This is a genomic window from Mesorhizobium sp. M0306, from assembly GCF_040321655.1.
GTDB lineage: Bacteria > Pseudomonadota > Alphaproteobacteria > Rhizobiales > Rhizobiaceae > Mesorhizobium.
Genome location: NZ_JAMYRY010000004.1, coordinates 274,283 through 296,913 on the forward strand (window position 1 = coordinate 274,283; position 22,631 = coordinate 296,913).

A 22,631-nucleotide genomic window follows, 5' to 3' on the forward strand; every position below is an offset into this window, starting at 1 on the left:
AACTGCCTGACGCAACACGACGAAATAGCCCTTCGGGGGAGGAAACCATGGGAAACATCACGCTCAAGAACGTCTCCAAATCCTTCGGGGCGACATCCATCATTCCCGGCCTCGACCTAGTCATCGAGAACGGCGAGTTCGTCGTCTTCGTCGGCCCGTCAGGCTGCGGCAAGTCAACGCTGTTGCGTCTGATCGCCGGCCTCGAGGACACCAGCGGCGGCACCATCAATATCGATGGCCGCGACGTCACCGGCGAGGCGCCGGCCAAGCGCAAGCTGGCCATGGTGTTCCAGTCCTACGCGCTCTACCCGCACATGACGGTGGCCAAGAACATCGCTTTCCCGCTGAAGATGGCGGGCGAGGACAAAGCCACCATCGACAAGAAGGTGAAGGACGCCGCGCGGATTTTGAACCTCACCAACTACCTCGACCGCCGCCCCGGCCAGCTCTCCGGCGGCCAGCGGCAGCGCGTCGCCATCGGCCGCGCCATCGTGCGCCAGCCTTCGGCCTTCCTGTTCGACGAACCGTTGTCCAATCTCGACGCGGCGCTGCGCGGCACCATGCGGCTGGAGATCAGCGAGCTGCACCACCAGCTCAAGACCACCATGGTCTACGTCACCCACGACCAGATCGAGGCGATGACCATGGCCGACAAGATCGTCGTGCTCAATGCCGGCAATATCGAGCAGGTCGGCTCGCCGATGGAGCTCTACAAGACGCCGAAGAACCTGTTCGTCGCCGGTTTCATAGGTTCGCCGAAGATGAACCTGATCGAAGGCGCGCCGGCCGCCAAATATGGCGCCAAGACAGTTGGCATCCGCCCGGAGCATATGAACATTTCGACGACGTCAGGCGACTGGAAGGCGACGGTCGGCGTTGCCGAGCATCTCGGCTCCGACACGTTTTTGCACGTCCAGGCAGATGGTGTCGGGCAGCTGACGGTGCGTGCCGACGGCGAATTGCCCGCCCATCACGCCGACACGATCTATCTGACACCGGACAAGACCAAGCTGCATCGTTTCGGCACCGATGGGAAGGCGATGCTGCAATGAGGCTCGGAGGTAAATCGGCGCTGATCACCGGATCGGCGCGCGGCATCGGCAGGGCGTTTGCCGAAGCCTACATGCGCGAGGGGGCGACGGTCGCCATCGGCGACATCAATCTCGAGGCTGCCGAGAAGACGGCTTCGGAAATCGGCCGCAATGCCTACGCGGTGAAGCTGGACGTCACCGATCTCGCGTCTATCGATGCGGCCGTCAAGGCGGTCGAAGCCAAGGCCGGCGGTCTCGATATCTTGATCAACAACGCTGCCCTGTTCGACCTGGCGCCGATCGTCGAGATCACCAAGGCAAACTACGACAAATTGTTCTCGGTCAACGTTGCCGGCACGCTGTTCATGCTGCAGGCCGCCGCCCGTTCGATGATTGCCCGCGGCAAGGGCGGCAAGATCATCAATATGGCAAGCCAGGCCGGGCGCCGCGGCGAGGCGCTGGTCGCCGTCTATTGCGCCACCAAGGCTGCGGTCATCTCGCTCACCCAGTCGGCAGGGCTCGACCTGATCAAGCACCGCATCAACGTCAATGCCATCGCCCCTGGTGTCGTCGACGGCGAGCACTGGGACCATGTCGATGCCTTGTTCGCCAAGTTCGAGAACCGGCCGAGGGGCGAGAAGAAGAGGCTGGTCGGCGAAGCCGTGCCTTATGGCCGCATGGGCACGGCGCAAGACCTCACCGGCATGGCGGTGTTCCTGGCCAGCGATGAGGCCGAGTACATCGTCGCCCAGACCTATAATGTCGATGGCGGCCAGTGGATGAGTTGAGGGGGGCGAAGGCGCTCTTCTCCCCGTCTCCTCCACGGGGGGAAGAGCCGTCCCGCTAAAGGGTAAAAGCAGATGACCGTGAAACTCTCTTCTTCCATCCTCGCCAAGCTGCCGCCCAAGGTCGCCGGCCCGAAATATGATCGCGTAGCACTCAAGGCCGGCATCGTGCATTTCGGCGTCGGCAATTTCCATCGCTCGCACCAGGCCGTCTATCTCGACGACCTGTTCAATTCGGGTGTCGGCCACGACTGGGCCATTGTTGGCGCCGGCGTCTTCGAGGGCGAGAAGGTCGGCCGCGGCAAGTTGCAGGAGCAGGACTGGCTGACCACCGTGGTCGAGCAGGACAGCGGCCATCTGAGCGCGCGCGTCACCGGCGTCATGATCGACTTCCTGGTGCCTGGCGACGCGATCGCAATCGTCGAGCAGCTCGCCGATCCGGCGATCAAGATCGTTTCCCTGACCATTACCGAGGGTGGCTATTTCATCGATCCGGCTTCCGGCGTCTTCAATCCGACGCATCCCGACATCGTTGCCGACGCGCAACCCGGGGCGACACCGAAGACCGTTTTTGGGCTCATCCTCGCCGGGCTGCTGCGTCGCCGCGCCGACGGCATCGTGCCCTTCACCGTCATGTCCTGCGACAACATCCCCCATAACGGCCACGTCACCTCGGATGGCGTCATCGGCCTTGCGCGGCTGATCGACGAGGATCTGGCAAACTGGGTGAGCGAAAACGTTGCCTTTCCCAACGGCATGGTCGACCGCATCACGCCGGCCACCACCGACCGCGAGCGCGGTATTCTCTCCAGCGAGTTCGGCCTCGACGACAATTGGCCGGTGTTTTGCGAGCCGTTCAAGCAATGGGTGCTGGAGGACCGTTTCACCGACGGCCGCCCGCCGCTGGAAAAGGTCGGCGTGCAGTTCGTCAGCGACGTCGCGCCCTATGAGCTGATGAAGATCCGCATCCTCAATGGCGGCCACGCGACCATCGCCTATCCGGCCGGGCTGATGGACATCCATTTCGTCCATGAGGCGATGCAGGAGCCGCTGGTACGCGGCTTCCTCGACAAGCTCGAGCATGACGAAATCATCCCGACCGTGCCGCCGGTTCCGGACACCGACCTCGAAGATTACTACCAGCTCATCGAGCACCGCTTCTCCAATCCGAAGATCGGCGACACCATACGCCGGCTTTGCCTCGACGGCTCCAACCGCCAGCCGAAATTCATCATTCCGACGATCGCCGACCGGCTGAAGGCTGGCAAAAGTGTCACCGGCCTTGCGCTGGAATCTGGGCTCTGGTGTCGCTACTGCTTCGGCACCACGGATTCCGGTGCCGTCACCGAGCCCAACGACCCGAACTGGGGCCGGCTGCGGGCGACGGCCAAGACGGCCAGGGACATGCCTGCCGCCTGGCTTGCAATGGACGACATCTATGGCGATGTCGGCCGCTCGGCGCCGTTCGCCGAAGCGTTCGCCCATGCGCTCAAATCGCTGTGGGCGGACGGCGCGCGCGCGACACTGACGCGCTATCTCGCCGGCGAACTCTGAAGCCGATCCAGCGCGATGACGCCTGAACTGGTCATTTTCGACTGTGACGGCGTGCTGGTGGATAGCGAGATGCTATCGGTCGCGGCGTTGCTCGACATGATCGCGCTCGCCGGCGGCAACGTCAGCGAGGACATTGCCTACGAGCACTTCCTCGGCAAGAGCATGAAGAGCGTCCGCGAAATCCTCGGAAGCGACTTCGGGCTCGATATCACCGACCAGCATCTGACCGAGATGCGCGCCGAACTGATGCGCAAGTTCCGCCAGGAGCTGAAACCGATGCCAGGCATCGCACAGGTCCTGCCGAAGCTCGGCGTGCCGTGCTGCGTCGCCTCCTCCGGCACGCTGGAGCGGATCCGCTATGCGCTCCAGGTTACGGAGTTGCTTGGGCTACTGGAGCCGCATTTGTTCAGCGCTGTCATGGTGGCGCGGGGCAAACCGGCGCCTGACCTTTTTCTCCACGCAGCCGACAAAATGGGGGCTGTTCCGCGAAACTGCCTCGTCGTCGAGGACAGCCCGGCCGGCATCGAAGCGGCGCGGGCGGCCGGCATGCGCGTCCTTGCCTTCACCGGCGGCTCGCACACCGGCAACCCGGCATTGAAAGCGCGGCTTGCGTCGAGTGAGCCGGACTTTATATTCGCTGACATGCTGCAATTGCCCGATCTGATTGCAGGCCTGGGAGCGAGAGCAAGAACACCTTGACCAACAGTTTCGTTTGCGCGGTCGATGTCGGCACCGGAAGCGCCCGTGCCGGCATTCTCGACACCAGTGGCGCCTTGCTCGGTCGCGCCGAGCACCCGATCGCCATGCAACAGCCGAAGGCCGACCATGCCGAGCACGATTCGCAGGATATATGGTCGGCGGTGTGCATGGCCGTCCGCGCTGCCCGCGAAAAGGCGGGCGTGCGGGCCGAGGATATCGTCGGCATCTCTTTTGACGCCACCTGCTCGCTGGTTGTGCGGGACCGGCATGGCGGCCAGCTCAGCGTGTCCGTCACTGGTGAAAGGCGCTGGGACACCGTCGTCTGGCTCGACCATCGTGCCATTGCCGAGGCCGATGAATGCACCGAAAGCGGCCATGCCGTGCTCGACTATATCGGCGGCGTCATGTCGCCGGAAATGGAGACGCCCAAGCTGATGTGGCTGAAGCGCAACCTGCCCGGAACATGGAACGAAGCCGGCTATCTATTCGACCTCACCGACTTCCTGACCTGGAAGGCAACCGGCTCGCTCGCCCGTTCACAATGCACGCTGACCGCCAAATGGACCTATCTTGCCCATGAAGCGACCGGCTGGCGGCGCGACTTCTTTGAAGCTGTCGGGCTCGGCGACCTTTTCGAGCACGGCAATCTGCCGGTAAAGGCAAGCCCGGTCGGTGCCGATATCGGTCCGCTCAGCGCGCAAGCCGCGGCGGAGCTTGGCCTCACCGAGAAATGCCGGGTCGGCGCCGGCGTCATCGATGCCTATGCCGGCGCGCTTGGCGTGCTCGGCGGCTTCGCCGGTGACGCGCAGGACATCGGCCGCCATCTGGCCCTGATTGCCGGCACGTCGAGTTGCGTCATGGCGATGTCGCCCGATCCGCAGCCTTTCGCTGGTGTCTGGGGGCCGTATTATGGTGCGGCGCTTCCCGGCCTGTGGCTGTCGGAAGGCGGCCAGTCGGCCACCGGCGCGCTGCTCGATCACATCATCCGCTGGCATGGCGCCGGCGGCGAGCCGGATGCCGCCATGCATGCCAGGATCGCCCGCCGCGTCGCCGAGCTGCGCGCCGCCGAAGGCGACAACCTCGCCGCCAGGCTGCATGTGCTGCCCGATTTTCACGGTAACCGCTCGCCGCTCGCCGACCCGCATGCCGTAGGCGTCATCAGCGGGCTGACGCTGGATTCGTCCTTCGACAGCCTGTGCAAGCTCTATTGGCGCACCGCCGTCAGCATCGCGCTTGGCGTCCGCCATGTGCTGGAAGCGCTGAACGAGAACGGCTATTTGATCGACACGCTGCACGTCACCGGCGGCCACACCAAGAACCCGCTGCTGATGGAGCTTTATGCCGACGCCACCGGCTGCACGGTGGTCGAGCCGCTGGCGGACGAGGCGGTGCTGCTCGGCACCGGCATGATTGCCGCCACCGCCGCCAGGCTTTTCCCCGATTTGAATGCCGCCTGCGTCGCCATGCAGCAGGGCGGCAAGACACGAGAGCCCAATCCGGCTGCCGCCGGGCGGTTCGATCGCGATTACCGCGTGTTTCTCGAGATGCATCGGCAAAGGCAGGCGCTGGACGCGATCCGATAAATCGGGATCGGTCGCTATCTCTGGTTCCAGCGCCGGATGACCGGCTCGTCAAGATCGTGCTCATAGCCGAGCACGCTTATGCTGGCGGTATCCAGTACGAACAGCGCACCGGCTTGCGCCGGCAGGCCGAGCCAGCGTGCAGCCAGCACCCGCAGGAAATGCGAGCTTGAAAACAGCAGGACGTTGCCGCTGGCTTCGCGCAACTGGCTGACGATCCGGTCCGCCCTCGAGCCGACATCCACGGCTGACTCGCCGCTCGGGCAGCCGTCGCGAAAAAGCCGCCAGCCGGGACGCTCGACGATGATTTGCTTGGTGGTCAATCCCTCATAGGCACCATAATCCCACTCCGCCAGATCGTCCTTCTTCACGCCTGACGAGCCGAAGCCGGCCAGCGCACAGGTGTTGAAGGCGCGCTGCGACGGGCTCGACCACACCGCCGAGAAGGACAGGCCCTTGAGCCGGTCGACGAGCTGCCTCGCCGCGTCCTCTCCGGCCGGCGTCAGCGGTATGTCGGTTCGGCCGGTATGTTTTCCGGACGCACTCCATTCCGTCTCGCCATGCCGAACCAGATAGATTTCGGGAAACGCGCTCATCAGGGTGCCTTTCAAATGGATCTGCCGTGACCATAGCGGCTTCCATAGCCTCTCCAATAGCGTGCATTGAGTTGACTGGCTTAACCCTTCCGCAAGTCAGCCTCTTGCCACCGGTGCCCATTTCGTAGACAAACCCGCCGTAATGCGGAATCCGGCCGATCATGGCCGTTTCCGCGCTGAGACGCGGCTTCCGGCTCTTGCCGACGTGCCGCAATCGGATAGGCGGAAAACTAGAATGTCTGCGATCGAAGCCGACGCTCGCGCGCCGGAAAACCTTTGGCGTCGGGAAATCAGGGCGATGCTGGCGCTCGCCTGGCCGATGGTGCTGACCAATCTCGGCCAGACCGCGATGACCGCTACCGACGTCATGATGATGGGGCGGCTGGGGCCGGACACGCTGGCCAGCGGTGCGCTTGGTGCCAACCTCTATTTCATGCCGCTGATCTTCGGGCTTGGCCTGATGCTGGCGACCTCGCCGATGATGGCGACCGAGCTCGGCCGTCGCCGCCACTCGGTGCGCGACCTGCGCCGCACCGTGCGCCAGGGTCTGTGGCTGGCGATCCTCATTTGCATTCCGATTTGGGTCTTTCTCTGGCACGGCGAGGCTGTGTTGCTGGCCATGGGTCAGGAACCGGCACTGGCGCATCAGGCCGGCATCTATCTGCGCTGGCTCGAATGGGCGGTGCTGCCCTTTTTCGGCTACATCGTCCTGCGCTCGTTTATTTCGGCGCTGGAGCGGCCGGGCTGGGCACTGATCATCGTTTTCGTTGCCGTCGCCTGCAACGCCTTTTTCAACTGGCTGTTCATGTTCGGCAATCTCGGCATCCAATCGATGGGCATCGCCGGCTCCGGCCTTGCCACCACGCTTTCCAGCACACTTATGTTCGCCGGCATGGCGGCGGTGGTGATGCTTGAGAAGAAATTTCGGCGCTATCGTCTGTTCGGACGCTTCTGGCGGGCCGATTGGCCGCGCTTCAAGGGCCTGCTGCGGCTCGGCCTGCCGATCGCCGGCCTGCTGGCCTTCGAGGTGACGATCTTCAACGCGGCGGCCTTTCTCATGGGCCTGATCGATGCGGCTTCGCTTGCCGCCCATGCGATCGCCATCCAGATCGCCTCGATCACCTTCATGGTGCCGCTCGGCCTCAACCAGGCGGTGACGGTGCGCGTCGGACTTGCCCACGGCGCCGGCAATCCGGAAGGTGTCAGCCGGGCTGGCTGGACCGCCTATGTCGTCGGTGTCTCCTTCATGGCGCTGATGGGGCTAGTGATGATCCTGTGGCCGCATCTCTTGATCGGCGCCTTCATCGACATCGGTGATCCGGTCAATGCGAGGGTGGTGGCGCTTGCCGTGTCGTTCCTCGCCTTTGCCGCGCTGTTCCAGGTTTTTGACGGTGCGCAGGCGGTCGCCAGCGGCATGCTGCGCGGCCTGCACGACACCAAGGTGCCGATGATCTATGCCGCGATCGGCTATTGGGGCATCGGCCTGCCGCTCGGCGTGCTGCTGGCCTTCCGTTTCGGCTTCAATGGCGTCGGTATCTGGATCGGCCTGTCGTCGGGACTGGCGGTGGTGGCGGCGCTCTTGCTGGGGCGCTGGCTGCGGCGCGACCGTATAGCGCCGCCTCTGGTATTCGGGCGTTGAATTGCTGGTCGCCCGCTCAGCGGGCCGCCGCCCGCTGCTCGAGCGAACGTGCGTATTGCGTCAGCGGAAAGCACATGACGAAGAAGATCAGCGCTACCAGCCCATAGACTTTGAACGGTTCGAAGGTCGCATTGTTGATCGCGTTGGATGTCCTCACCAGCTCCTCGAAACCGATGATCGAGGTCAGCGCGGTCGACTTGATCAGCTGCACCAGAAAGCCGACGGTCGGCGCGCGGGTGATCGAAAACGCCTGCGGCAAGATGATCAGCCTGAGCTCCTGCAGATAGTGCAGGCCGAGGCTGGCGCCGGCGTCCCACTGGCCGCGCGGCAGCGCATCGACGCCACCGCGCCAGATCTCGGCGAGATAGGCGCTGGCGAAGAAGGTCAGGCCAAGCACCGCCGCGGTCCACGGCTCGATGCGTAGGCCCAGCATCGGCAAGCCGAAGAACATCAGGAACAACTGCATCAGCAGCGGCGTGCCTTGGAAAAGCGCGATGTAGCCCGAGGCGAACCGCCGGGCCCATTTATTCTTGGCGATCCGGAAGAACAGCACGATCATGCCGACCACCACGCCGCCCATAAACGCAGCCAACGACAAGAGCACCGTCCAGCGCGCCGCCAGCAGCAGGTTGCGCAGAATGTCCCAGAAGGTGAATTCGATCATGACACACCGGCTCCGAGAACCCGGCGCCCGCCGCCGACCAGCAGCCGGCGCAGCCCAATCGACAGGGCGAGATAGACCATCGTCACGACGAAATAGGTCTCGAAAGCCCGGAACGTGCGTGCCTGCAGCATGTCGGCCTCGTAAGTCAGCTCGCGCACCGCGATCTGCGACACCACGGCGGATTCCAGCATCATGATGACGATCTGGCTAGTCAGCGCCGGATAGATCACCTTGAGCGCCTGCGGCAGCACGATCTTAACGAAGACCTGGCGCGGCCTGAGGCCAAGCGCCAGTGCCGCTTCCGTCTGCCCGGGCGGCACCGCGTCGAGCCCGGCGCCGACGATCTCGATCGTGTAGGCCGCCATGTTGAGCGTCATCGCCAGCATGGCTGCCAGCACCGGATCGAGCCTGACGCCGATGCTGGGCAGCCCAAAGAAGATGAAGAACAGCTGCACCAGGAAAGGCGTGTTGCGGATCACCTCGACATAGACGCCGATCGCCCGCTTGAGCAGGAGCGGACCGTTCCGCCGCCCTGCCGCGCCGAGGATGCTGAGCAACGTTCCCGCCAGCGTGGTCACGGCGATCAACAGGATCGTCGTGGCCGCGCCGCGCGCGATCGCCCCTGTCGCCCCGGCAAGCCAGCCGAAGTCGAGGCTATAGGTCACTGGCCGTCAATCCTTGAGATTGGCGGGATCGAGCGGTGTCTTCAGCCAGGCCTTCGAGCTTTCGTCCAGTCTGCCGTCGGCCAGCATCTTGGCAACTGCATCGTTGACCGCTTGCTTGAGGCGGTCTTCCTTCTTGTTGAGGCCGATATGCGAGGGCGAGGTGAGAAGCTGGAATTTCTGTTCCGGCTTCAGCGCCTCCTGGCGGGCGAGCACCTGGGCGCCGACATCGTTGCCGACCACCATCAGCTGGGTCTGACCCGAGATGAAGGCCTGGATGACGGAATTGTAGTTGTCGAAGCGGCGGATGTCGGCCGAGGCCGGTGCCGCCTCGGTCAGCGAGGTGTCTTCCAGCGTGCCGCGATTGACGGCGATCGACTTGTCGGCAAGGTCTTCCTTGCCTTTGACGGCAAGCGCGGCCGGGCCGATGACTGCGATGTAATAGGGCGCGTAGGCGGCGGCGAAATCGATCACCTGTTCACGCTCCTTGGAGTAGCCGACGCTCATCAGCAGGTCGACACGCTTGTCGGTCAGGTACGGAATGCGGTTCTGGCCGGTCACGCTGACCAGATTGAGCTTGACCTTGAGCTGGTCGGCGATGGATTGCGCCACGTCGATGTCGTAGCCCTTGATGCTCATGTCGGCGCTGGCCGAGGAGAAAGGCGGGAAGTCGGAAAAGATGCCGACATTGATCGCGCCGGCCTTGGCGATGTCGTCGATCGCGTCGGCATTGGCGGCCTGGGTGGTGAAACCAAGACCGGCCGCACCGAGCATCAGCACGGCGGCGATAGAAGATTTGAGTTTCATGTGAAGTGTCATTTTAATTCCCCTGCTGGAAGCTTGTTTGTTTGAGTGCAACCGCCGGCTCCAGCGCGGCGGTCGCCTTTGGATTCTCTAGTGGACCATGGTCTTCTCCGAAAACCGGTTCCCACTTTTCGGGATCATGGTCGAGCGTGTCAGCCCGCCTTGCCGGTGATTGCCGGGCTGAAGACCATCAGGCTGAGGATCTCGAACAGCACCTGCGCGCCGGCGTGCGCCGTGTTGGCGGTTGCGTCGTACTGTGGTGCCACTTCGACGACGTCGCCGCCGACGATGTTGAGGCCTTTCAGGCCGCGCAGCAGCTCGAGCACTTCGCGTGTCGTCAGCCCGCCGACTTCCGGTGTGCCGGTGCCCGGCGCGAAGGCCGGATCGACGCTGTCGATGTCGAACGAGACATAGGTCCGGCCGTCGCCGACTATCCTGCGCGCCTTCTCGATAATGGCGGGAATGCCGAGGCCGGTCACCTCTTCGGCATGCACCACGGTCATGCCGGACTCATAGGTGAACTCCCAAAGGTACTCGGCCGAGCCGCGAATGCCGATCTGGATGGTGCGGCTCGGGTCGAGCACGCCGTCCAGCACCGCGTTGCGGAACGGCCCGCCATGGTGGAACTTGGTCATGTCGAACAAGCCGCTGGTATCGCAATGGGCGTCGATATGGATCATGCCCACCGGCGCCTTCTTGCCGACAGCCTTCAGGATCGGGTGGCTGATCGAATGGTCGCCGCCGACCGAAAGCGGAAGAACCCCTGCGTCGACGATCTGGTTGGTGCGGCGTTCGATGTCGTCATGGCTGGTCTCCAGCCGGTAGCGGCTCTGGAATGGCACGTCGCCGATGTCGGCGACCTTCAGCTCATGCGTCGGCGCGCATTCCAGCACATGATTGTAGGGGCCGATGCGCTCGATGGCGCGCAGCGCCCTTGGCCCGAAACGGGCGCCCGGTCGGTTGGTGACGCCCAGATCCATCGGCACGCCGATCATCGCCACCTGCAGATCGCCGAAATCCGGATTGTCGGCGGCGATTTCGCGATAGGGCGCCGCGAGGAAGGTCGGGATGCCGGAATAAGGCGCCAGCCGCGTGCCGCTCTTGGAGAAGATCTTGTCGGCGACACGCTGGAATTTCGGGTCGAACATTTCGCCGCCATGACTCTCGCCATATTTGCGGCGCAACGCTTCGAGCTTGCCGCGGTCGTAACCCATGTCGGTCCTCCATGGCTGGTGCAGCGCGCGGACGGCGGCCTCGATAGCCGCAGCCGTCGGCTGCCTGCAGATTTCACGTCTTGATGCAAGGCTTGGGCAAAGTGTCCTGTAGCTGCATTGAAAAATCAATTGATATTGTTAGGGTGTCCGCTGTGAGAAAATCTCACAGAGCCTAGGTTCCAAATGGCCAAGCGTTTGCCCCCGCTCAACCCGCTGCGCGCCTTCGAGGCGACGGCGCGCCATGCCTCACTGACCAAGGCGGCGGCCGAGCTGAACGTCACCCACGGCGCCATCAGCCATCAGATCAAGGCGCTCGAGCAATCATTGGGCGTCAAGCTGTTCGAGCGTGCCGGTCAGCGGGTGAAGCTGACACCGCACGGCGCCGAATTGCTGCCGGCGGTGTCGACCGCCTTCGACGGCATCGCCGCCGCCACCCAGCGCATGACGAGGCCGGCCAGCACCGGCGCGCTGTCGGTATCCTGCGTGCCGGCGCTGCTGTTGCTGTGGATGATCCCGCGGCTGGGCAGCTTCACCTCGCAATATCCGGATATCAGGCTGACGCTGATCCCATCCAATGACGCCAAGGACGTCCGCGCCCCGCATATCGATGTCTGCGTGCACTATGGTGACGGCAGCTGGACCGACTGCTGGATGCGCAAATGGTCGGGCCTCGAACTGTTCCCGGTGGTCAGCCCGACGCTGATCAACAACCGCCCGATCCGCACCGTCCGCGACCTCGCCGATCACGTCTTCCTGCATGGCGACGATGGCCGCGAATGGCACACCTGGCTGGCCGCCGCCGACGCGCTGGACCTGGAGCGCGGCCGCCGCCACCATCTTGGCGACGCGCGCATGGCGACCGAGGCCGCGGTCCACGGCCATGGCGTGGCGCTCGGCGACACGGTGACCGCGAGCGGACTGCTCGCCAGGGGTCTGCTCGTCGCCCCGTTCAGCCTTTCCGTTCCGGCGGTCGACGATTTCTACGTCGTCTGCCGCAACGAGATGCGGTCGGCGCCGATCGTGCAATTGTTCATCGACTGGCTGTTTGCCGAGAAAGAGCAGGCCGACCGCCGCGCCGACGCGCCAGTGGCAGGCCGCATCGGCATTCGCCGCAAGCGTCCGGCGCTCAAGGTGGTTGGCGCCAAGACCGCATCCTGAGGCCGAAACGGCCATAGGCGCCGCTTGCCGCAGCGGCTTCTTTTTGTCGGGCCAGCCCGCAAAGCGGGAGGCGCTTTCAAAAATTCGATGCTAAGAGCCATTTGGAGCAATTCCAGGAAAAGTGCGCAGCGGTTTTCCGTCCGGAATTGCGCTAGACAAAAAGCTAGAGCGAGCAGCGAAGGCGGCATTGAGCGATGGCAAAGACCGATATAGCGCGGCGCGTCTACAACCACACCTGGAAGCTCGACCCGATCGTCCGCAGCTTGCTCGACACCGATTTCTACAAGCTTCTGATGCTGCAGATGATCTGGGGCATGTATCCCAAGGTCGACACCACCTTCTCGCTGATCAACCGCACCACCTCGGTCCGCCTTGCCGAGGAGATCGACGAGACGGAGCTGCGCGAGCAACTCGACCATGCCCGTACGCTGCGCTTCTCGAAGAAAGAGATGATCTGGCTCGGCGGCAACACCTTCTATGGCCGCAAGCAGATCTTCGAACCGGAATTCCTCGCCTGGCTGGAAAATTTCCGCCTGCCCGAATACGAGCTTTCCAAGCGCGACGGCCAATACGAACTCGCCTTCAGCGGTCCGTGGATGTACACGACGCTATGGGAGATCCCGGCGCTGGCAATTATCAATGAACTTCGATCTCGCGCGGCCATGCGGGCGTTCGGCCCGTTCGCGCTCGACGTGCTCTATGCCCGCGCCAAGGCCAAGATGTGGGCCAAGACCGAGCGGCTGAAGGCGCTGCCCGGCATCCGCATCTCGGATTTCGGCACCCGCCGCCGTCATTCTTTCCTGTGGCAGCGCTGGTGCGTCGAAGCGTTGAAGGAAGGCATCGGCGAGGCCTTCACCGGCACCTCGAACGTGTTGCTCGCCATGGACAACGACCTCGAAGCGCTCGGCACCAACGCGCATGAACTGCCGATGGTGTTCGCCGCGCTCACCAATTCGGAAAAGGAATTGAAACAGTCGCCCTACAACGTGCTGCAGGACTGGCAGCGCTACTACGGCGGCAATTTGCTGATCGTGCTGCCGGACACCTTCGGCACCGCGGCGTTCCTGCGCGATGCGCCGGACTGGGTCGCCGACTGGACCGGGTTCCGCCCCGACAGCGCGCCGCCGATCGAGGGCGGCGAGAAGATCATTTCCTGGTGGCGCGAAAAGGGCAAGGACCCCAAGCAGAAGCTGCTCATCTTCTCCGACGGGCTTGAGGTCGAGACCATCGAGGAGACCTACCGTCACTTCCGCGGCAAGGTGCGCATGTCCTTCGGCTGGGGCACCAACCTGACCAACGACTTCGAAGGCTGCGCGCCGACCGAGACCAACCGGCTCGACGCCATCTCGCTCGTCTGCAAGGTTACCGAAGCCAACGGCAGGCCGGCGGTCAAGCTTTCCGACAATCCGGCCAAGTCGACAGGCGACGAGAAAGAGATCGAGCGCTATTTGCGCATCTTCGGCCAGAAGGACCGCGTGGAGCAGTTGGTAAAGGTGTGAGGGCCGACAAGAAGTATTTCTTGGAAAGCATGAGTTCCCGCCCACCCCCCTCTGTCCTGCCGGACATCTCCCCCTCAAGGGGGGAGATTGGCTCTCATCTCCGCTTTGGCCAACCCTCAACAAGGCAAGAAAAGCGCCGGCCGATTCAACTGCCAATCTCCCCCCTTGAGGGGAAGATGTCCGGCAGGACAGAGGGGGGCGCCGTAGAGCGCTGCATTTCTGCAATCAGGCTCTTTCCCGGCCCCATCGCTTCCTTGGCTCTCCTGTCGCCCACTCCCGCCTTCGCTCATGCCTCCGACCGCGGCCACGTCCTGCTCCTTCCCACCGGCTACTACGTCGCCGGCGGCGCGCTCGCCGTTGCCGCCAGCTTCCTGATCCTGGCTCTACTCCCGCCGGACTCCCTCGACCGCTTCTGGCGCAAACGCCTGCCGCTTTTCGCCTTCGGCGACGGCGCGCGGACTGCCGTCAGCCTGGTAGCCTTTGCCGGCTTTGCAATTCTTGTCGCGGCCGGCCTGTTCGGCAGCCGCGACCCACTTTCCAACCCGCTGCCGCTGACGATCTGGACGCTGCATTGGGTTGGCCTGGCTCTGCTGCAGGGGCTCGCCGGCGATCTCTGGTCGTGGCTCAATCCCTGGTACGGGCCGTGCCGCGTCGCCTCGCGCCTGTCCGGCAGAACGCAGCCGTATCTGCTCCCCCAGTGGCTCGGCTATTGGCCGGCTTTCATGCTGTTCTTCGCCTTCGCCTGGTTCGAGCTTATCGACCCGGCGCCCGACGATCCGGCGCGGCTGGCCTGGGCCGCCGGCCTCTACTGGCTGCTGAGCTTTGCCGCCATGCAGGTCTTCGGCTACCGCGACTGGAGCCGCAGCGGTGAGTTCCTGACCGTATTCTTTTCCATGGTGGCGCGCTTCGCCATCGTCGAACGCAACGAGGACGGCCGGCTCAAACTCTGCTGGCCGGGCGCCAAGCTGCTTGGTGCCGCGCCGCTACCGCTCAGCGGCGTCGCTTTCCTGCTGCTTGCGCTCTCGTCGGTGTCCTTCGACGGCCTGTCGAAAACCTTCTTCTGGCTAGGCTGGTTCGGCATCAATCCGCTGGAATTTCCTGGACGCACCGCTTTGATCGGCATCGGCAGTTTCGGCCTTGTGCTGAGCTTTGCCGTGCTTGCGGCCGTGTTCGCGCTCGCCGTCTTTCTTGGCCAGCACCTTGCCGGCAGCAAGCATTCGCTCGGTCACGCCGCCGGGCTTTTGGTCTGGTCGATTGTGCCGATCGCGCTCGCCTACCACTTCGCGCACTATCTGACGGCGCTGCTGGTCGACGGCCAATATGCGATTGCCGCTCTCTCCGACCCGTTTGCGCTGGGCTGGAACCTGTTCGGTACCGCCGACATGCCAATTGAAGCCGGCGTCGTCGCCGGCGCCGGTTCGGCGTGGTGGCTGTGGAACCTCCAGGCCGGCGTCATTATAGCCGGCCACATGTTTGCAGTACTTGTCGCCCATGGCTTGGCCTGGCGGCTGCACCCCATTCCGGCTCGCGCCGCGCTCAGCCAGTTCCCGCTCACCGTGCTGATGATCGCCTACACCGTCCTCGGGTTGTGGCTGCTTGCCACGCCGAGCGCCGGATGAACGAGGTGCGCGATGGCCGTCAATCGAACCTGGGGGAAAGCTCGCTTGCCACGTCAGAGCTTTGGTGATTTAGTTTGTACACATGCAATTTTCGGCCCTCTTAGCAAGAGCGGCCCGCCTCGCTACAGCCATTGGTCAAAGCTCAAAAACAAGGGGAACTGCCGTGACTGACAAGAATGGGTTTTTCGATCTCTCCAGATCCGCTCTCACCCGCCGCACGGCGCTGAAGGGCCTTGCCGCCGGCGCCGGTCTTGCCGTCGCGCCGGGTTTCGTGCGTTACAGCCAGGCGCAGAGCTCGGCGCCGATCAAGATCGGCTTCCAGTCGCACCGCACCGGCATCGGCGCCGCCTATGGCCGCTGGTACGAGAAAACCACGGCGGCTGCCGTCAAGGCGATCAACGATGCCGGCGGCATCAACGGCCGGCCGGTCGAGGTGATCATCGAGGATGACGGCACCGATCCCGGCCGGGGCGCCGAAGTCGTCGGCAAGTTCGCCTCCCAGCACAAGACCGACATAGTCTACGGCACGCTGTTTTCGCATGTCGTCATCGGCTCGGCGCCGGCCGCCGGCGAGGCCAAGATGCCTTATTTTGTTGTCAGCGAAGGCCACCATGTCGCCTCGACCAAATTGAACCGCTACGTCTTTCAGCCCGGCATCACCGATGTGAAGAGCCAGATCCAGTCGATGGCGCCGTGGATTGCCGCCAACGCCGGCAAGAAGGTGACGCAGATATTCCCCGATTTCGCTTTCGGCTACGACCATCGCGACTACCTGCCGCCAGCGCTGAAGGCGCAAGGCGCCGAGGTTATCGCCCAGATCGCCATTCCGCCGACGGAATCCTCCTTCACCAAATATTTCCCGCAGATCCCCGCGGAGACCGAGGTGATCTACCACGTCATGGTCGGTCCGGCGGTGCTCACCTTCGTCAAGGAGCTCGGCGAGTTCTACGGCTCCAATCGGCCGCAGCTGTTCGGCTTCATCGATTCGCTCGAAGCCACCGACATCAACAGCCCCGGCCTGGAATTCCTCGACGGCAGCCATTTCTGGGAAGGTTCGCCGCGTTATGCGCAGCCCGATGACTCCCCTGCGCAGAAAGCCTACCGCGCCGCCGTCGGCATCGACGACAATGGTGCCGCCGTCGGCGATCCCAAGGACGTCTCCACCGCCGCGCACATGTTCGGCTGCTGGGAAACGCTCTACGTCGTCAAGAAGGCGATGGAGGACGCCGGCTACAAGGGCCCGGAAGACCGCGCTAAGCTGGTCGAGGCGACCGAGGCGTTGACAGAGTTCGCCGAGGGCCCCGAGCACCCGCAGGGACCGAAAACCTTCAACGGCAAGATCCACCAGTGTTTTGGTATCCAGAACATCTCCAAGGTCGAAGGCGGCCGGCTGAATGTCGTTCACAAGACCAAGATCGAGGACGGCCTCTACGAGCCGGAAGGGGATTACACGACGCAGGCGCTGTGAGCTTGGCTGCTGCAGCAAGGGTGAGCGCCAAGACACCCCCCTCTGGCCAGAGGGGGGTGCTTCGCGCATCCGCCGGTGCTTAGCCGATGCACTTCGGACCTCACCTGCTCCTCGCCGCCCTCGAAGGCCTCGTCACCTCCGCCGTCCTGGCGCTGACGGCGCTTGGCCTGTCGCTGGTGTTCGGCGTCATGCGCATCGTCAATGTCGCGCATGGCGAGTTCTTCATGCTGGGCGCGGTGCTTGCCTGGGCGATCTCTACGGCGATATCCGGCCATCCGGCGCTCGGCTTCCTGGCCGCCCTGGTGCTGGCGCCGCTGATCGTCGGCCTGATCGCATTGCTCGCCGAACGGCTGGTCCTGCGCCGGCTCGACTACAATCCGGAAGCCACCATCGTCGCCACCATCGGCATGCTCTACATCATCCAGCAACTGGCGCTGACCTTCTATGGGCCGGAGGCGCGGCCGGTGGAGCCGCCGTTCAGCTACCGCATCCTGCTGCCGTGGTTCGGCTATTCCGGCTACAAGCTGTCGATCATCGCCGCGTCGGCGCTGCTGCTGGTCGCGACCTGGCTGGTGCTGACGCGCACGAAAATCGGCCTCATCATGCGCGCCACGCAATATGACAGCGAGACGGCGCAGGCCTTCGGCATTCCGGTGACCAGAGTCTATGCCGGCGTCTTCGCGCTCGGCGCCATGCTGGCGGCTGTGGCCGCGGTGCTGATCGTGCCGATCAGCCAGGCGCATTATCTGATGGGGCAGGATCCGCTGCTGCTCTCGTTCATCGTCGTCATCATCGGCGGCCTTGGTTCGTTGCGCGGCACGGTGGTCGCCGCGGTGCTGATCGGCCTTTCCGACGGCATTATCTCGGTGTTCTTCTCGCCGACGCTGGCCAAGATCATCGCCACCTTGCTCGTCGCCATGGTGCTGGTGTTCCGGCCGCAGGGCCTGTTCGGGACGACATCGCGATGAAGGATGCTTCGCCGGCAAAGCCATATGCGCTGCATCTCGGCGTCATCGCCCTGCTTTTCACCCTTAGCTTCGTCCTGCCGGAATACCATCACGGCCTACTCGCCCGCATCATGGTGCTGGCGGTCTTCGCCATGGGCTACAATCTGCTGTTCGGCTATGCCGGGCTGCTCAGCCTCGGCCATGCCATGTTCTTTTCGGCCGGGCTCTATGGCGCCGGCCTTGCCGTCATCCATCTCGGCTGGAGCGTGCCGGCCGCCTTCGCAGCCGGGCTTGCCTGCGGCGCGCTGCTTGCGCTGGTGATCGGGCTGCTGGCGCTGCGCACCTCCGGCGTCGCCTTCATGATCGTCACCATGATGTTCGCTCAGGTATTCTATCTCGTCATCCTCTATCTCGCCGCCTGGACCGGCGGCGACCAGGGCATGGTCGTACCGCAGCCGATGCGTGTCCTTGTCCTGCGCGGCACGTCGCTCGACCTCACCAACCCGACCGTGCGCTATATGAGCGCGCTGGCGCTGTTCTCGATCGTGCTGCTTATTAGCTTGGCCACAATCCGCTCCGGCTACGGCCGCGTGCTGGTCGCCATCCGCGAGAACGAGGAGCGGACCAAGATGCTTGGCTACGATACGTTCTCCAACAAGCTCGTCGCCGTCGTCATCTCAGGCACCATCTGCGCGGCTTCCGGCGCGGCCTATGCGCTGCTGTTTGGCTATGTCGGCTCGAGCTTCGCCTCGGTGCAATATTCCATCCTGCCGCTACTCTGGGTGCTGCTGGGCGGCGCCGCCACCACGCTCGGGCCGCTGATCGGCACGCTGTTCATGTATTACGTCATCGACGTCGCCAGCGGCTACACCTCGGCCTATCTGCTGATCGTCGGCATTGCGCTGATCCTGCTGGTGCTGTTCTTCCCTAGGGGCATTCTCGGCAGCATCCGCCAGCGCTGGCTCGGGTGGTTGCCATGATGCCGCTTTTGACGACCAAAGGCCTGTCCCGCAGTTTCGGCGGCTTGCGCGCCGTCGACGGCGTCGACTTCGCGCTGATGCCGGGCGAGATCCGCGCCGTCATCGGCCCCAACGGTGCCGGCAAGACCACCTTCGTCAGCCTGGTCAGCGGCCGCATCCAGCCCTCGTCGGGCACGATCGTCTTCGACGGCGCCGACATCACCAATCTGCCGGCCTACGCCAGAGTTCGCCTTGGCATCGCCTACACCTTCCAGATCACCAGCGTCTTTGCCAATCTCAGCGCCTACGACAATGTTGCCCTGCCGGTGCAGCGCACGCTGACCGACGGCCGCTCGAAGGGTGCTGTTCACATCGGCGTCATGGCGGCGCTCAAGCGCACCGGCCTTGCCGATCGGGCGCAAATGCCGGCCGGGCAATTGTCCTACGGTCACCAGCGGTTGCTGGAAGTGGCGATGGGGCTGGCACTGAAGCCGCGGCTGCTGATCCTCGACGAACCGACGCAAGGGCTGGCCGACAGCGAGATCGACAATTTCATCGAGCTGGTGCGCGAGATCGCCGATAGCGCCACCGTGCTTTTGATCGAGCACAACATGCCGGTGGTCATGCAGCTCGCCGACCGCATCACCGTCTTCAACGCCGGCAGGATTTTAGCTGAAGGCACGCCCGAGCAGATCCGCGCCAATGCCGCGGTGCAGGACGCCTATCTGGGGACCACCCATGGCTGAGGCCCAGTCCAAGGCACTGACGATCTCCGGGCTTGATTGCTTCTATGGCGAGGTCCAGGTGCTCTATGGCCTCGATCTCGTGTTGAACGAGGGCGAGGTGCTCTGCCTGTTCGGCCGCAACGGCGCCGGCAAGACGACGACGCTGAAGGCGATCATGGGCCTGGTGCCGGCAAGCGCCGGCTCGATACGGCTCGAAGGGCGGGAATTGACCGGCCTGCCGGCGCACGAGGTGCCCAAGGCCGGCGTCGCCTACGTGCCGCAGGGCCGGCGGCTGTTCGCCGAGATGACGGTGGCGGAAAACATGGAGATCGGCCTGATGGCCCGCGACAAGGGCAGGGCGACCCGCGAAAACGTGCTCGATCTTTTCCCGCTGCTGCGCCAGCGCCTCAGGCAGCGTTCCGGCACGCTGTCCGGCGGCGAGCAGCAGATGCTGGCCATGGCCCGCGCCCTGTGTCTGGAACCGCAGGTGCTCCTGCTCGACGAGCCGACCGAAGGGCTGATGCCGTCGATGATCGCCAAGATCCGCGAAACCGTGTCGAAACTGCGTGCGCTTGGCGTGTCGACAATTCTTGTCGAGCAGCGCGTCGATGCTGTTCTGTCGGTTGCAGACCGCGTTTGCTTCATCGAAAACGGCCGCAACCGCGAGACGGTCGATGTCGAGGAACTGCGTGCCGATCCCTCCGCGGTCCGTCGCTATGTCGGCGTCGGCTGATCAGGCAAAGAACAGTAAGCCGGCGAGCAGGAAAGTCGGGATCAGCACGGCGCCTGACCACGCCATGTAGCCAAAGAAGCTCGGCATCTTGATGCCGCGATGCCGGGCAATGGCATAGACCATGAAATTCGGCGCATTGCCGACATAGGTGTTGGCGCCCATGAATACCGCGCCGGCCGAGATCGCCGCCAGCGTCGAGGCGAGCTCGGTCATCAGATGTTGCGCATCGCCGCCCGCTAGCTCGAAGAACACCAGATAGGTCGGCGCATTGTCGAGGAAGGACGACAGCGCCCCGGTCAGCCAGAAATAGGCAAGGTTGTCGGGCGCGCCGGCAGGCGAACTGACCAGCAGCACCAACGGCGCCAGCGCGCCGTGGAGGCCGGCCCGCAATATGGCGACGACCGGCACGATGCAGATGAAGATGCTGGCGAACAGCTTCGCCACCTCGGCGATCGGCCCCCAGTTGAAGGCGTTTGCGCCGCGAAACTCCTTCGGCGAGACGACAAGCGACGTGAAGGCCAGTATCAGGATGGCGGCGTCGCGCACCAGATTCTGCAGCTCGAGGCTGACGCCCTGGAAAGCGAAGCTCACTCCCGGCTTCCAGGCAGCGGAAATCAGGATCGCGGCGATCACCCCGGCCAGCAGCGGGATGTTGGCCAGGCCACGAATGCGCACCTTGCTGTCGGGCGTCGGATCCTTGATCTTCGGCGCGCCTTCCTCGCGGTGATGCAAGATGATGTCGATCGCCAGGAAAACCACCAGCACCACGCCGGCGACGAACAGCGTCTCGGGCAACAGGTGAACTGTCGTCCAGAAGAAATCGACGCCGCGCAGAAAGCCAACGAACAGCGGCGGATCGCCCAGCGGCGTCAGCGACCCGCCGATGTTGGACACCAGGAAGATGAAGAAGATGACGACATGGGCGTTGAAGCGCCGGTTGTCGTTTGCGCGGATGAGCGGCCGGATCAGGATCATCGAGGCGCCGGTTGTGCCAATGATCGAGGCAAGCACAGCCCCGCCCAGCAACAGCCCGGCATTGACCAGCGGCGTGCCGTGTATGTTGCCGGCAACGAAGATGCCGCCCGAAATGGTGAACAGCGCAAACAGCAGGATGATGAACGACATGTATTCGGTGAGCAGCGCATGCAGCACCGCCTGCGTGGCCGACGGGATGCCGAAGGCGATGGCCAGCGGCCCGATCACCAACGCTGCCCAGAAGGCAGCGATCTTGCCGTAATGGTGTTCCCAGGCATGACGGAAGAGCAGCGGGCCGGTCGCGATGCAAAGCAATAGCCCGGCAAACGGCAGCACCCACCACAGCGACATGGCGGCGCCCGGCAATTCGTGCGCTTCGGCCGCGAGAACCGCTCCCGGAGAAAAGATTGCGGCAACAAGTGCAGCACTTGCCGTCAACGCCGCAAACCGCATGAAGCCCCTCAAAAGTCTGTCAGCTTCGGCTGGATGACGTTCAAATCAGCGCCACGCCGGCATCGCGCATCCGGCCCAGCATCCTCTCCACGGAGCCGTTGAGGTCGATGCCGCGGCAGGCGTCGAGCCGCACGGACGTCTCAAAACCGAGCTTGACCGCGTCGAGCGCCGAAAAGGCGACGCAGAAATCCGTCGCCAGGCCGACCAGGGTCAGCGTCTCGATGTTCCGATCACGGAGATAGCCGGCAAGGCCGGTCGGCGTCGTCCGGTCGTTCTCGAAGAATGCCGAATAGCTGTCGATCGCAGGACGGAACCCCTTACGGATCACCAGCTCGGCCTTGCTCCAGGCGAGGCCCGAATGGAAATCCGATCCCAGGCTGCCCTGGATGCAGTGATCCGGCCACAGCGTCTGGTGGCCATAAGGCACATCGATCGTTTCGAACGGTTGCTTGCCGGGGTGGCTGGAGGCAAAGCTCGAATGGCCGGCAGGGTGCCAGTCCTGCGTCAGCAGGACGTGCTCGGTCCGCCGGATCAGGTCATTGACCAAGGGCACGATTTCGTCGCCACCGGCCACTTCCAGGGCGCCACCCGGGCAGAAATCGTTCTGCAGGTCGATGACGACAAGTGCTTCGTCGGCCATGGAGACTCCTTATTTTCTTGGTCTTGAGCTTAGGCTCCAATGAAAACGCGACCGGACGCAGAAACTTGACCAGATGGCCGGCTGCGTCAACCTCTCATGGCATAACAAATGCGTTCCGGGCGTACCGGTGCCCATAGCCGTGCAAACTCTGGCTTTGACAATTCCTGCCGGCTTGATATCATTTGCATACGAATGAATTTCCTGCCTTGCATGCTCGGGAAAATCTT

The 22,631-nt window shown here is 63.8% G+C and carries 21 protein-coding genes; 14 read left to right on the plus strand and 7 right to left on the minus strand.

The window, feature by feature from the left end; all coding sequences use genetic code 11:
• Positions 1-47: 47 nt before the first annotated feature.
• The 5 genes from NKI95_RS09980 (at position 48) to NKI95_RS10000 (ending at position 5,652) form a co-directional block, all read left to right on the plus strand.
• Positions 48-1,052 (plus strand): ABC transporter ATP-binding protein, encoded by a 1,005-nt coding sequence (locus NKI95_RS09980; protein WP_352716342.1) that lies wholly within the window; start codon positions 48-50, stop codon positions 1,050-1,052.
• Positions 1,049-1,819: an L-iditol 2-dehydrogenase gene (locus tag NKI95_RS09985; RefSeq protein ID WP_352716344.1), complete on the plus strand. Its 771-nt coding sequence runs from the start codon at positions 1,049-1,051 to the stop codon at positions 1,817-1,819. Before NKI95_RS09980 ends, NKI95_RS09985 begins: the two co-directional genes overlap by 4 nt.
• A gap of 72 nt (positions 1,820-1,891) precedes the next feature.
• Positions 1,892-3,370, plus strand: a complete 1,479-nt coding sequence (locus NKI95_RS09990; protein WP_352716346.1) for a mannitol dehydrogenase family protein — start codon at positions 1,892-1,894, stop codon at positions 3,368-3,370.
• A gap of 15 nt (positions 3,371-3,385) precedes the next feature.
• Positions 3,386-4,069, plus strand: a complete 684-nt coding sequence (locus tag NKI95_RS09995) for an HAD family hydrolase (RefSeq protein ID WP_352716348.1) — start codon at positions 3,386-3,388, stop codon at positions 4,067-4,069.
• Entirely contained in the window at positions 4,066-5,652 is a 1,587-nt protein-coding gene (locus NKI95_RS10000; protein WP_352716350.1) for an FGGY-family carbohydrate kinase, read from the plus strand. Before NKI95_RS09995 ends, NKI95_RS10000 begins: the two co-directional genes overlap by 4 nt.
• 14 nt (positions 5,653-5,666) lie before the next feature.
• Here the strand turns inward: NKI95_RS10000 and NKI95_RS10005 are convergent, their stop codons facing one another.
• Positions 5,667-6,248 (minus strand): histidine phosphatase family protein, encoded by a 582-nt coding sequence (locus NKI95_RS10005; protein WP_352716406.1) that lies wholly within the window; start codon positions 6,246-6,248, stop codon positions 5,667-5,669.
• Between the two features lie 232 nt (positions 6,249-6,480).
• Between NKI95_RS10005 and NKI95_RS10010 the strand changes: the two genes are divergently transcribed.
• Positions 6,481-7,884 carry an MATE family efflux transporter gene (locus NKI95_RS10010; RefSeq protein WP_352716352.1) on the plus strand — a complete coding sequence of 468 codons (1,404 nt, stop codon included), beginning with the start codon at positions 6,481-6,483 and terminating at the stop codon, positions 7,882-7,884.
• 16 nt (positions 7,885-7,900) lie between these two features.
• Here the strand turns inward: NKI95_RS10010 and NKI95_RS10015 are convergent, their stop codons facing one another.
• The 4 genes from NKI95_RS10015 to speB all read right to left on the minus strand — a co-directional run bounded on the left by NKI95_RS10015 (position 7,901) and on the right by speB (position 11,228).
• Complete coding sequence (locus NKI95_RS10015) at positions 7,901-8,548, minus strand: amino acid ABC transporter permease (RefSeq protein WP_352716354.1); 648 nt, start codon at positions 8,546-8,548, stop codon at positions 7,901-7,903.
• Positions 8,545-9,213 carry an amino acid ABC transporter permease gene (locus tag NKI95_RS10020; protein ID WP_352716356.1) on the minus strand — a complete coding sequence of 223 codons (669 nt, stop codon included), beginning with the start codon at positions 9,211-9,213 and terminating at the stop codon, positions 8,545-8,547. The genes NKI95_RS10015 and NKI95_RS10020 overlap by 4 nt, the downstream gene beginning before the upstream one ends.
• 6 nt (positions 9,214-9,219) lie before the next feature.
• Positions 9,220-10,029: a transporter substrate-binding domain-containing protein gene (locus NKI95_RS10025; RefSeq protein ID WP_352716358.1), complete on the minus strand. Its 810-nt coding sequence runs from the start codon at positions 10,027-10,029 to the stop codon at positions 9,220-9,222.
• 137 nt (positions 10,030-10,166) lie between these two features.
• On the minus strand, positions 10,167-11,228 hold the full coding sequence (gene speB, locus NKI95_RS10030; RefSeq protein WP_352716360.1) for an agmatinase: 1,062 nt from the start codon (positions 11,226-11,228) through the stop codon (positions 10,167-10,169).
• A gap of 183 nt (positions 11,229-11,411) precedes the next feature.
• On the opposite strand from speB, the gene gcvA reads away from it, so the two are divergent.
• The 8 genes from gcvA to NKI95_RS10070 all read left to right on the plus strand — a co-directional run bounded on the left by gcvA (position 11,412) and on the right by NKI95_RS10070 (position 20,336).
• Positions 11,412-12,386, plus strand: coding sequence for a transcriptional regulator GcvA (gene gcvA, locus NKI95_RS10035; RefSeq protein WP_352716361.1), 975 nt, complete (start codon positions 11,412-11,414; stop codon positions 12,384-12,386).
• A gap of 194 nt (positions 12,387-12,580) precedes the next feature.
• Positions 12,581-13,885 (plus strand): nicotinate phosphoribosyltransferase, encoded by a 1,305-nt coding sequence (gene pncB / locus NKI95_RS10040; RefSeq protein ID WP_292662367.1) that lies wholly within the window; start codon positions 12,581-12,583, stop codon positions 13,883-13,885.
• Between the two features lie 176 nt (positions 13,886-14,061).
• Positions 14,062-15,504: a hypothetical protein gene (locus tag NKI95_RS10045; protein ID WP_352716363.1), complete on the plus strand. Its 1,443-nt coding sequence runs from the start codon at positions 14,062-14,064 to the stop codon at positions 15,502-15,504.
• Between the two features lie 163 nt (positions 15,505-15,667).
• On the plus strand, positions 15,668-16,972 hold the full coding sequence (locus NKI95_RS10050) for an ABC transporter substrate-binding protein (RefSeq protein WP_352467797.1): 1,305 nt from the start codon (positions 15,668-15,670) through the stop codon (positions 16,970-16,972).
• A gap of 86 nt (positions 16,973-17,058) precedes the next feature.
• On the plus strand, positions 17,059-17,940 hold the full coding sequence (locus NKI95_RS10055; RefSeq protein WP_352716364.1) for a branched-chain amino acid ABC transporter permease: 882 nt from the start codon (positions 17,059-17,061) through the stop codon (positions 17,938-17,940).
• Positions 17,937-18,899 carry a branched-chain amino acid ABC transporter permease gene (locus NKI95_RS10060; protein ID WP_352467800.1) on the plus strand — a complete coding sequence of 321 codons (963 nt, stop codon included), beginning with the start codon at positions 17,937-17,939 and terminating at the stop codon, positions 18,897-18,899. Before NKI95_RS10055 ends, NKI95_RS10060 begins: the two co-directional genes overlap by 4 nt.
• Positions 18,896-19,624, plus strand: a complete 729-nt coding sequence (locus NKI95_RS10065; RefSeq protein ID WP_352716366.1) for an ABC transporter ATP-binding protein — start codon at positions 18,896-18,898, stop codon at positions 19,622-19,624. The genes NKI95_RS10060 and NKI95_RS10065 overlap by 4 nt, the downstream gene beginning before the upstream one ends.
• Entirely contained in the window at positions 19,617-20,336 is a 720-nt protein-coding gene (locus NKI95_RS10070; RefSeq protein WP_352716368.1) for an ABC transporter ATP-binding protein, read from the plus strand. The genes NKI95_RS10065 and NKI95_RS10070 overlap by 8 nt, the downstream gene beginning before the upstream one ends.
• Here the strand turns inward: NKI95_RS10070 and NKI95_RS10075 are convergent, their stop codons facing one another.
• Together NKI95_RS10075 and pncA are read right to left on the minus strand one after the other, a co-directional pair.
• A complete protein-coding gene (locus NKI95_RS10075) occupies positions 20,337-21,764 on the minus strand; it encodes a sodium:proton antiporter (RefSeq protein WP_352716370.1) in 1,428 nt (475 codons plus the stop codon). It lies immediately after the preceding gene.
• Positions 21,765-21,804: 40 nt separating this feature from the next.
• Entirely contained in the window at positions 21,805-22,404 is a 600-nt protein-coding gene (pncA, locus tag NKI95_RS10080) for a bifunctional nicotinamidase/pyrazinamidase (RefSeq protein WP_023718168.1), read from the minus strand.
• Positions 22,405-22,631 lie beyond the last annotated feature (227 nt).

Excerpts from the sequence above, each read along its gene's own strand:
- NKI95_RS09985 (WP_352716344.1), top strand. The coding sequence starts at position 1,049 with ATGAGGCTCGGAGGTAAATCGGCGCTGATCACCGGATCGGCGCGCGGC.
- NKI95_RS09995 (WP_352716348.1), top strand. The coding sequence starts at position 3,386 with ATGACGCCTGAACTGGTCATTTTCGACTGTGACGGCGTGCTGGTGGAT.
- NKI95_RS10015 (WP_352716354.1), bottom strand. The coding sequence starts at position 8,548 with ATGATCGAATTCACCTTCTGGGACATTCTGCGCAACCTGCTGCTGGCG.
- pncB (WP_292662367.1), top strand. The coding sequence starts at position 12,581 with ATGGCAAAGACCGATATAGCGCGGCGCGTCTACAACCACACCTGGAAG.
- NKI95_RS09990 (WP_352716346.1), top strand. The coding sequence starts at position 1,892 with ATGACCGTGAAACTCTCTTCTTCCATCCTCGCCAAGCTGCCGCCCAAG.
- NKI95_RS10045 (WP_352716363.1), top strand. The coding sequence starts at position 14,062 with ATGTCCGGCAGGACAGAGGGGGGCGCCGTAGAGCGCTGCATTTCTGCA.
- NKI95_RS09980 (WP_352716342.1), top strand. The coding sequence starts at position 48 with ATGGGAAACATCACGCTCAAGAACGTCTCCAAATCCTTCGGGGCGACA.
- NKI95_RS10010 (WP_352716352.1), top strand. The coding sequence starts at position 6,481 with ATGTCTGCGATCGAAGCCGACGCTCGCGCGCCGGAAAACCTTTGGCGT.
- pncA (WP_023718168.1), bottom strand. The coding sequence starts at position 22,404 with ATGGCCGACGAAGCACTTGTCGTCATCGACCTGCAGAACGATTTCTGC.
- NKI95_RS10055 (WP_352716364.1), top strand. The coding sequence starts at position 17,059 with ATGCACTTCGGACCTCACCTGCTCCTCGCCGCCCTCGAAGGCCTCGTC.
- NKI95_RS10075 (WP_352716370.1), bottom strand. The coding sequence starts at position 21,764 with ATGCGGTTTGCGGCGTTGACGGCAAGTGCTGCACTTGTTGCCGCAATC.
- NKI95_RS10025 (WP_352716358.1), bottom strand. The coding sequence starts at position 10,029 with ATGACACTTCACATGAAACTCAAATCTTCTATCGCCGCCGTGCTGATG.
- NKI95_RS10065 (WP_352716366.1), top strand. The coding sequence starts at position 18,896 with ATGATGCCGCTTTTGACGACCAAAGGCCTGTCCCGCAGTTTCGGCGGC.
- gcvA (WP_352716361.1), top strand. The coding sequence starts at position 11,412 with ATGGCCAAGCGTTTGCCCCCGCTCAACCCGCTGCGCGCCTTCGAGGCG.
- speB (WP_352716360.1), bottom strand. The coding sequence starts at position 11,228 with ATGGGTTACGACCGCGGCAAGCTCGAAGCGTTGCGCCGCAAATATGGC.
- NKI95_RS10060 (WP_352467800.1), top strand. The coding sequence starts at position 17,937 with ATGAAGGATGCTTCGCCGGCAAAGCCATATGCGCTGCATCTCGGCGTC.
- NKI95_RS10070 (WP_352716368.1), top strand. The coding sequence starts at position 19,617 with ATGGCTGAGGCCCAGTCCAAGGCACTGACGATCTCCGGGCTTGATTGC.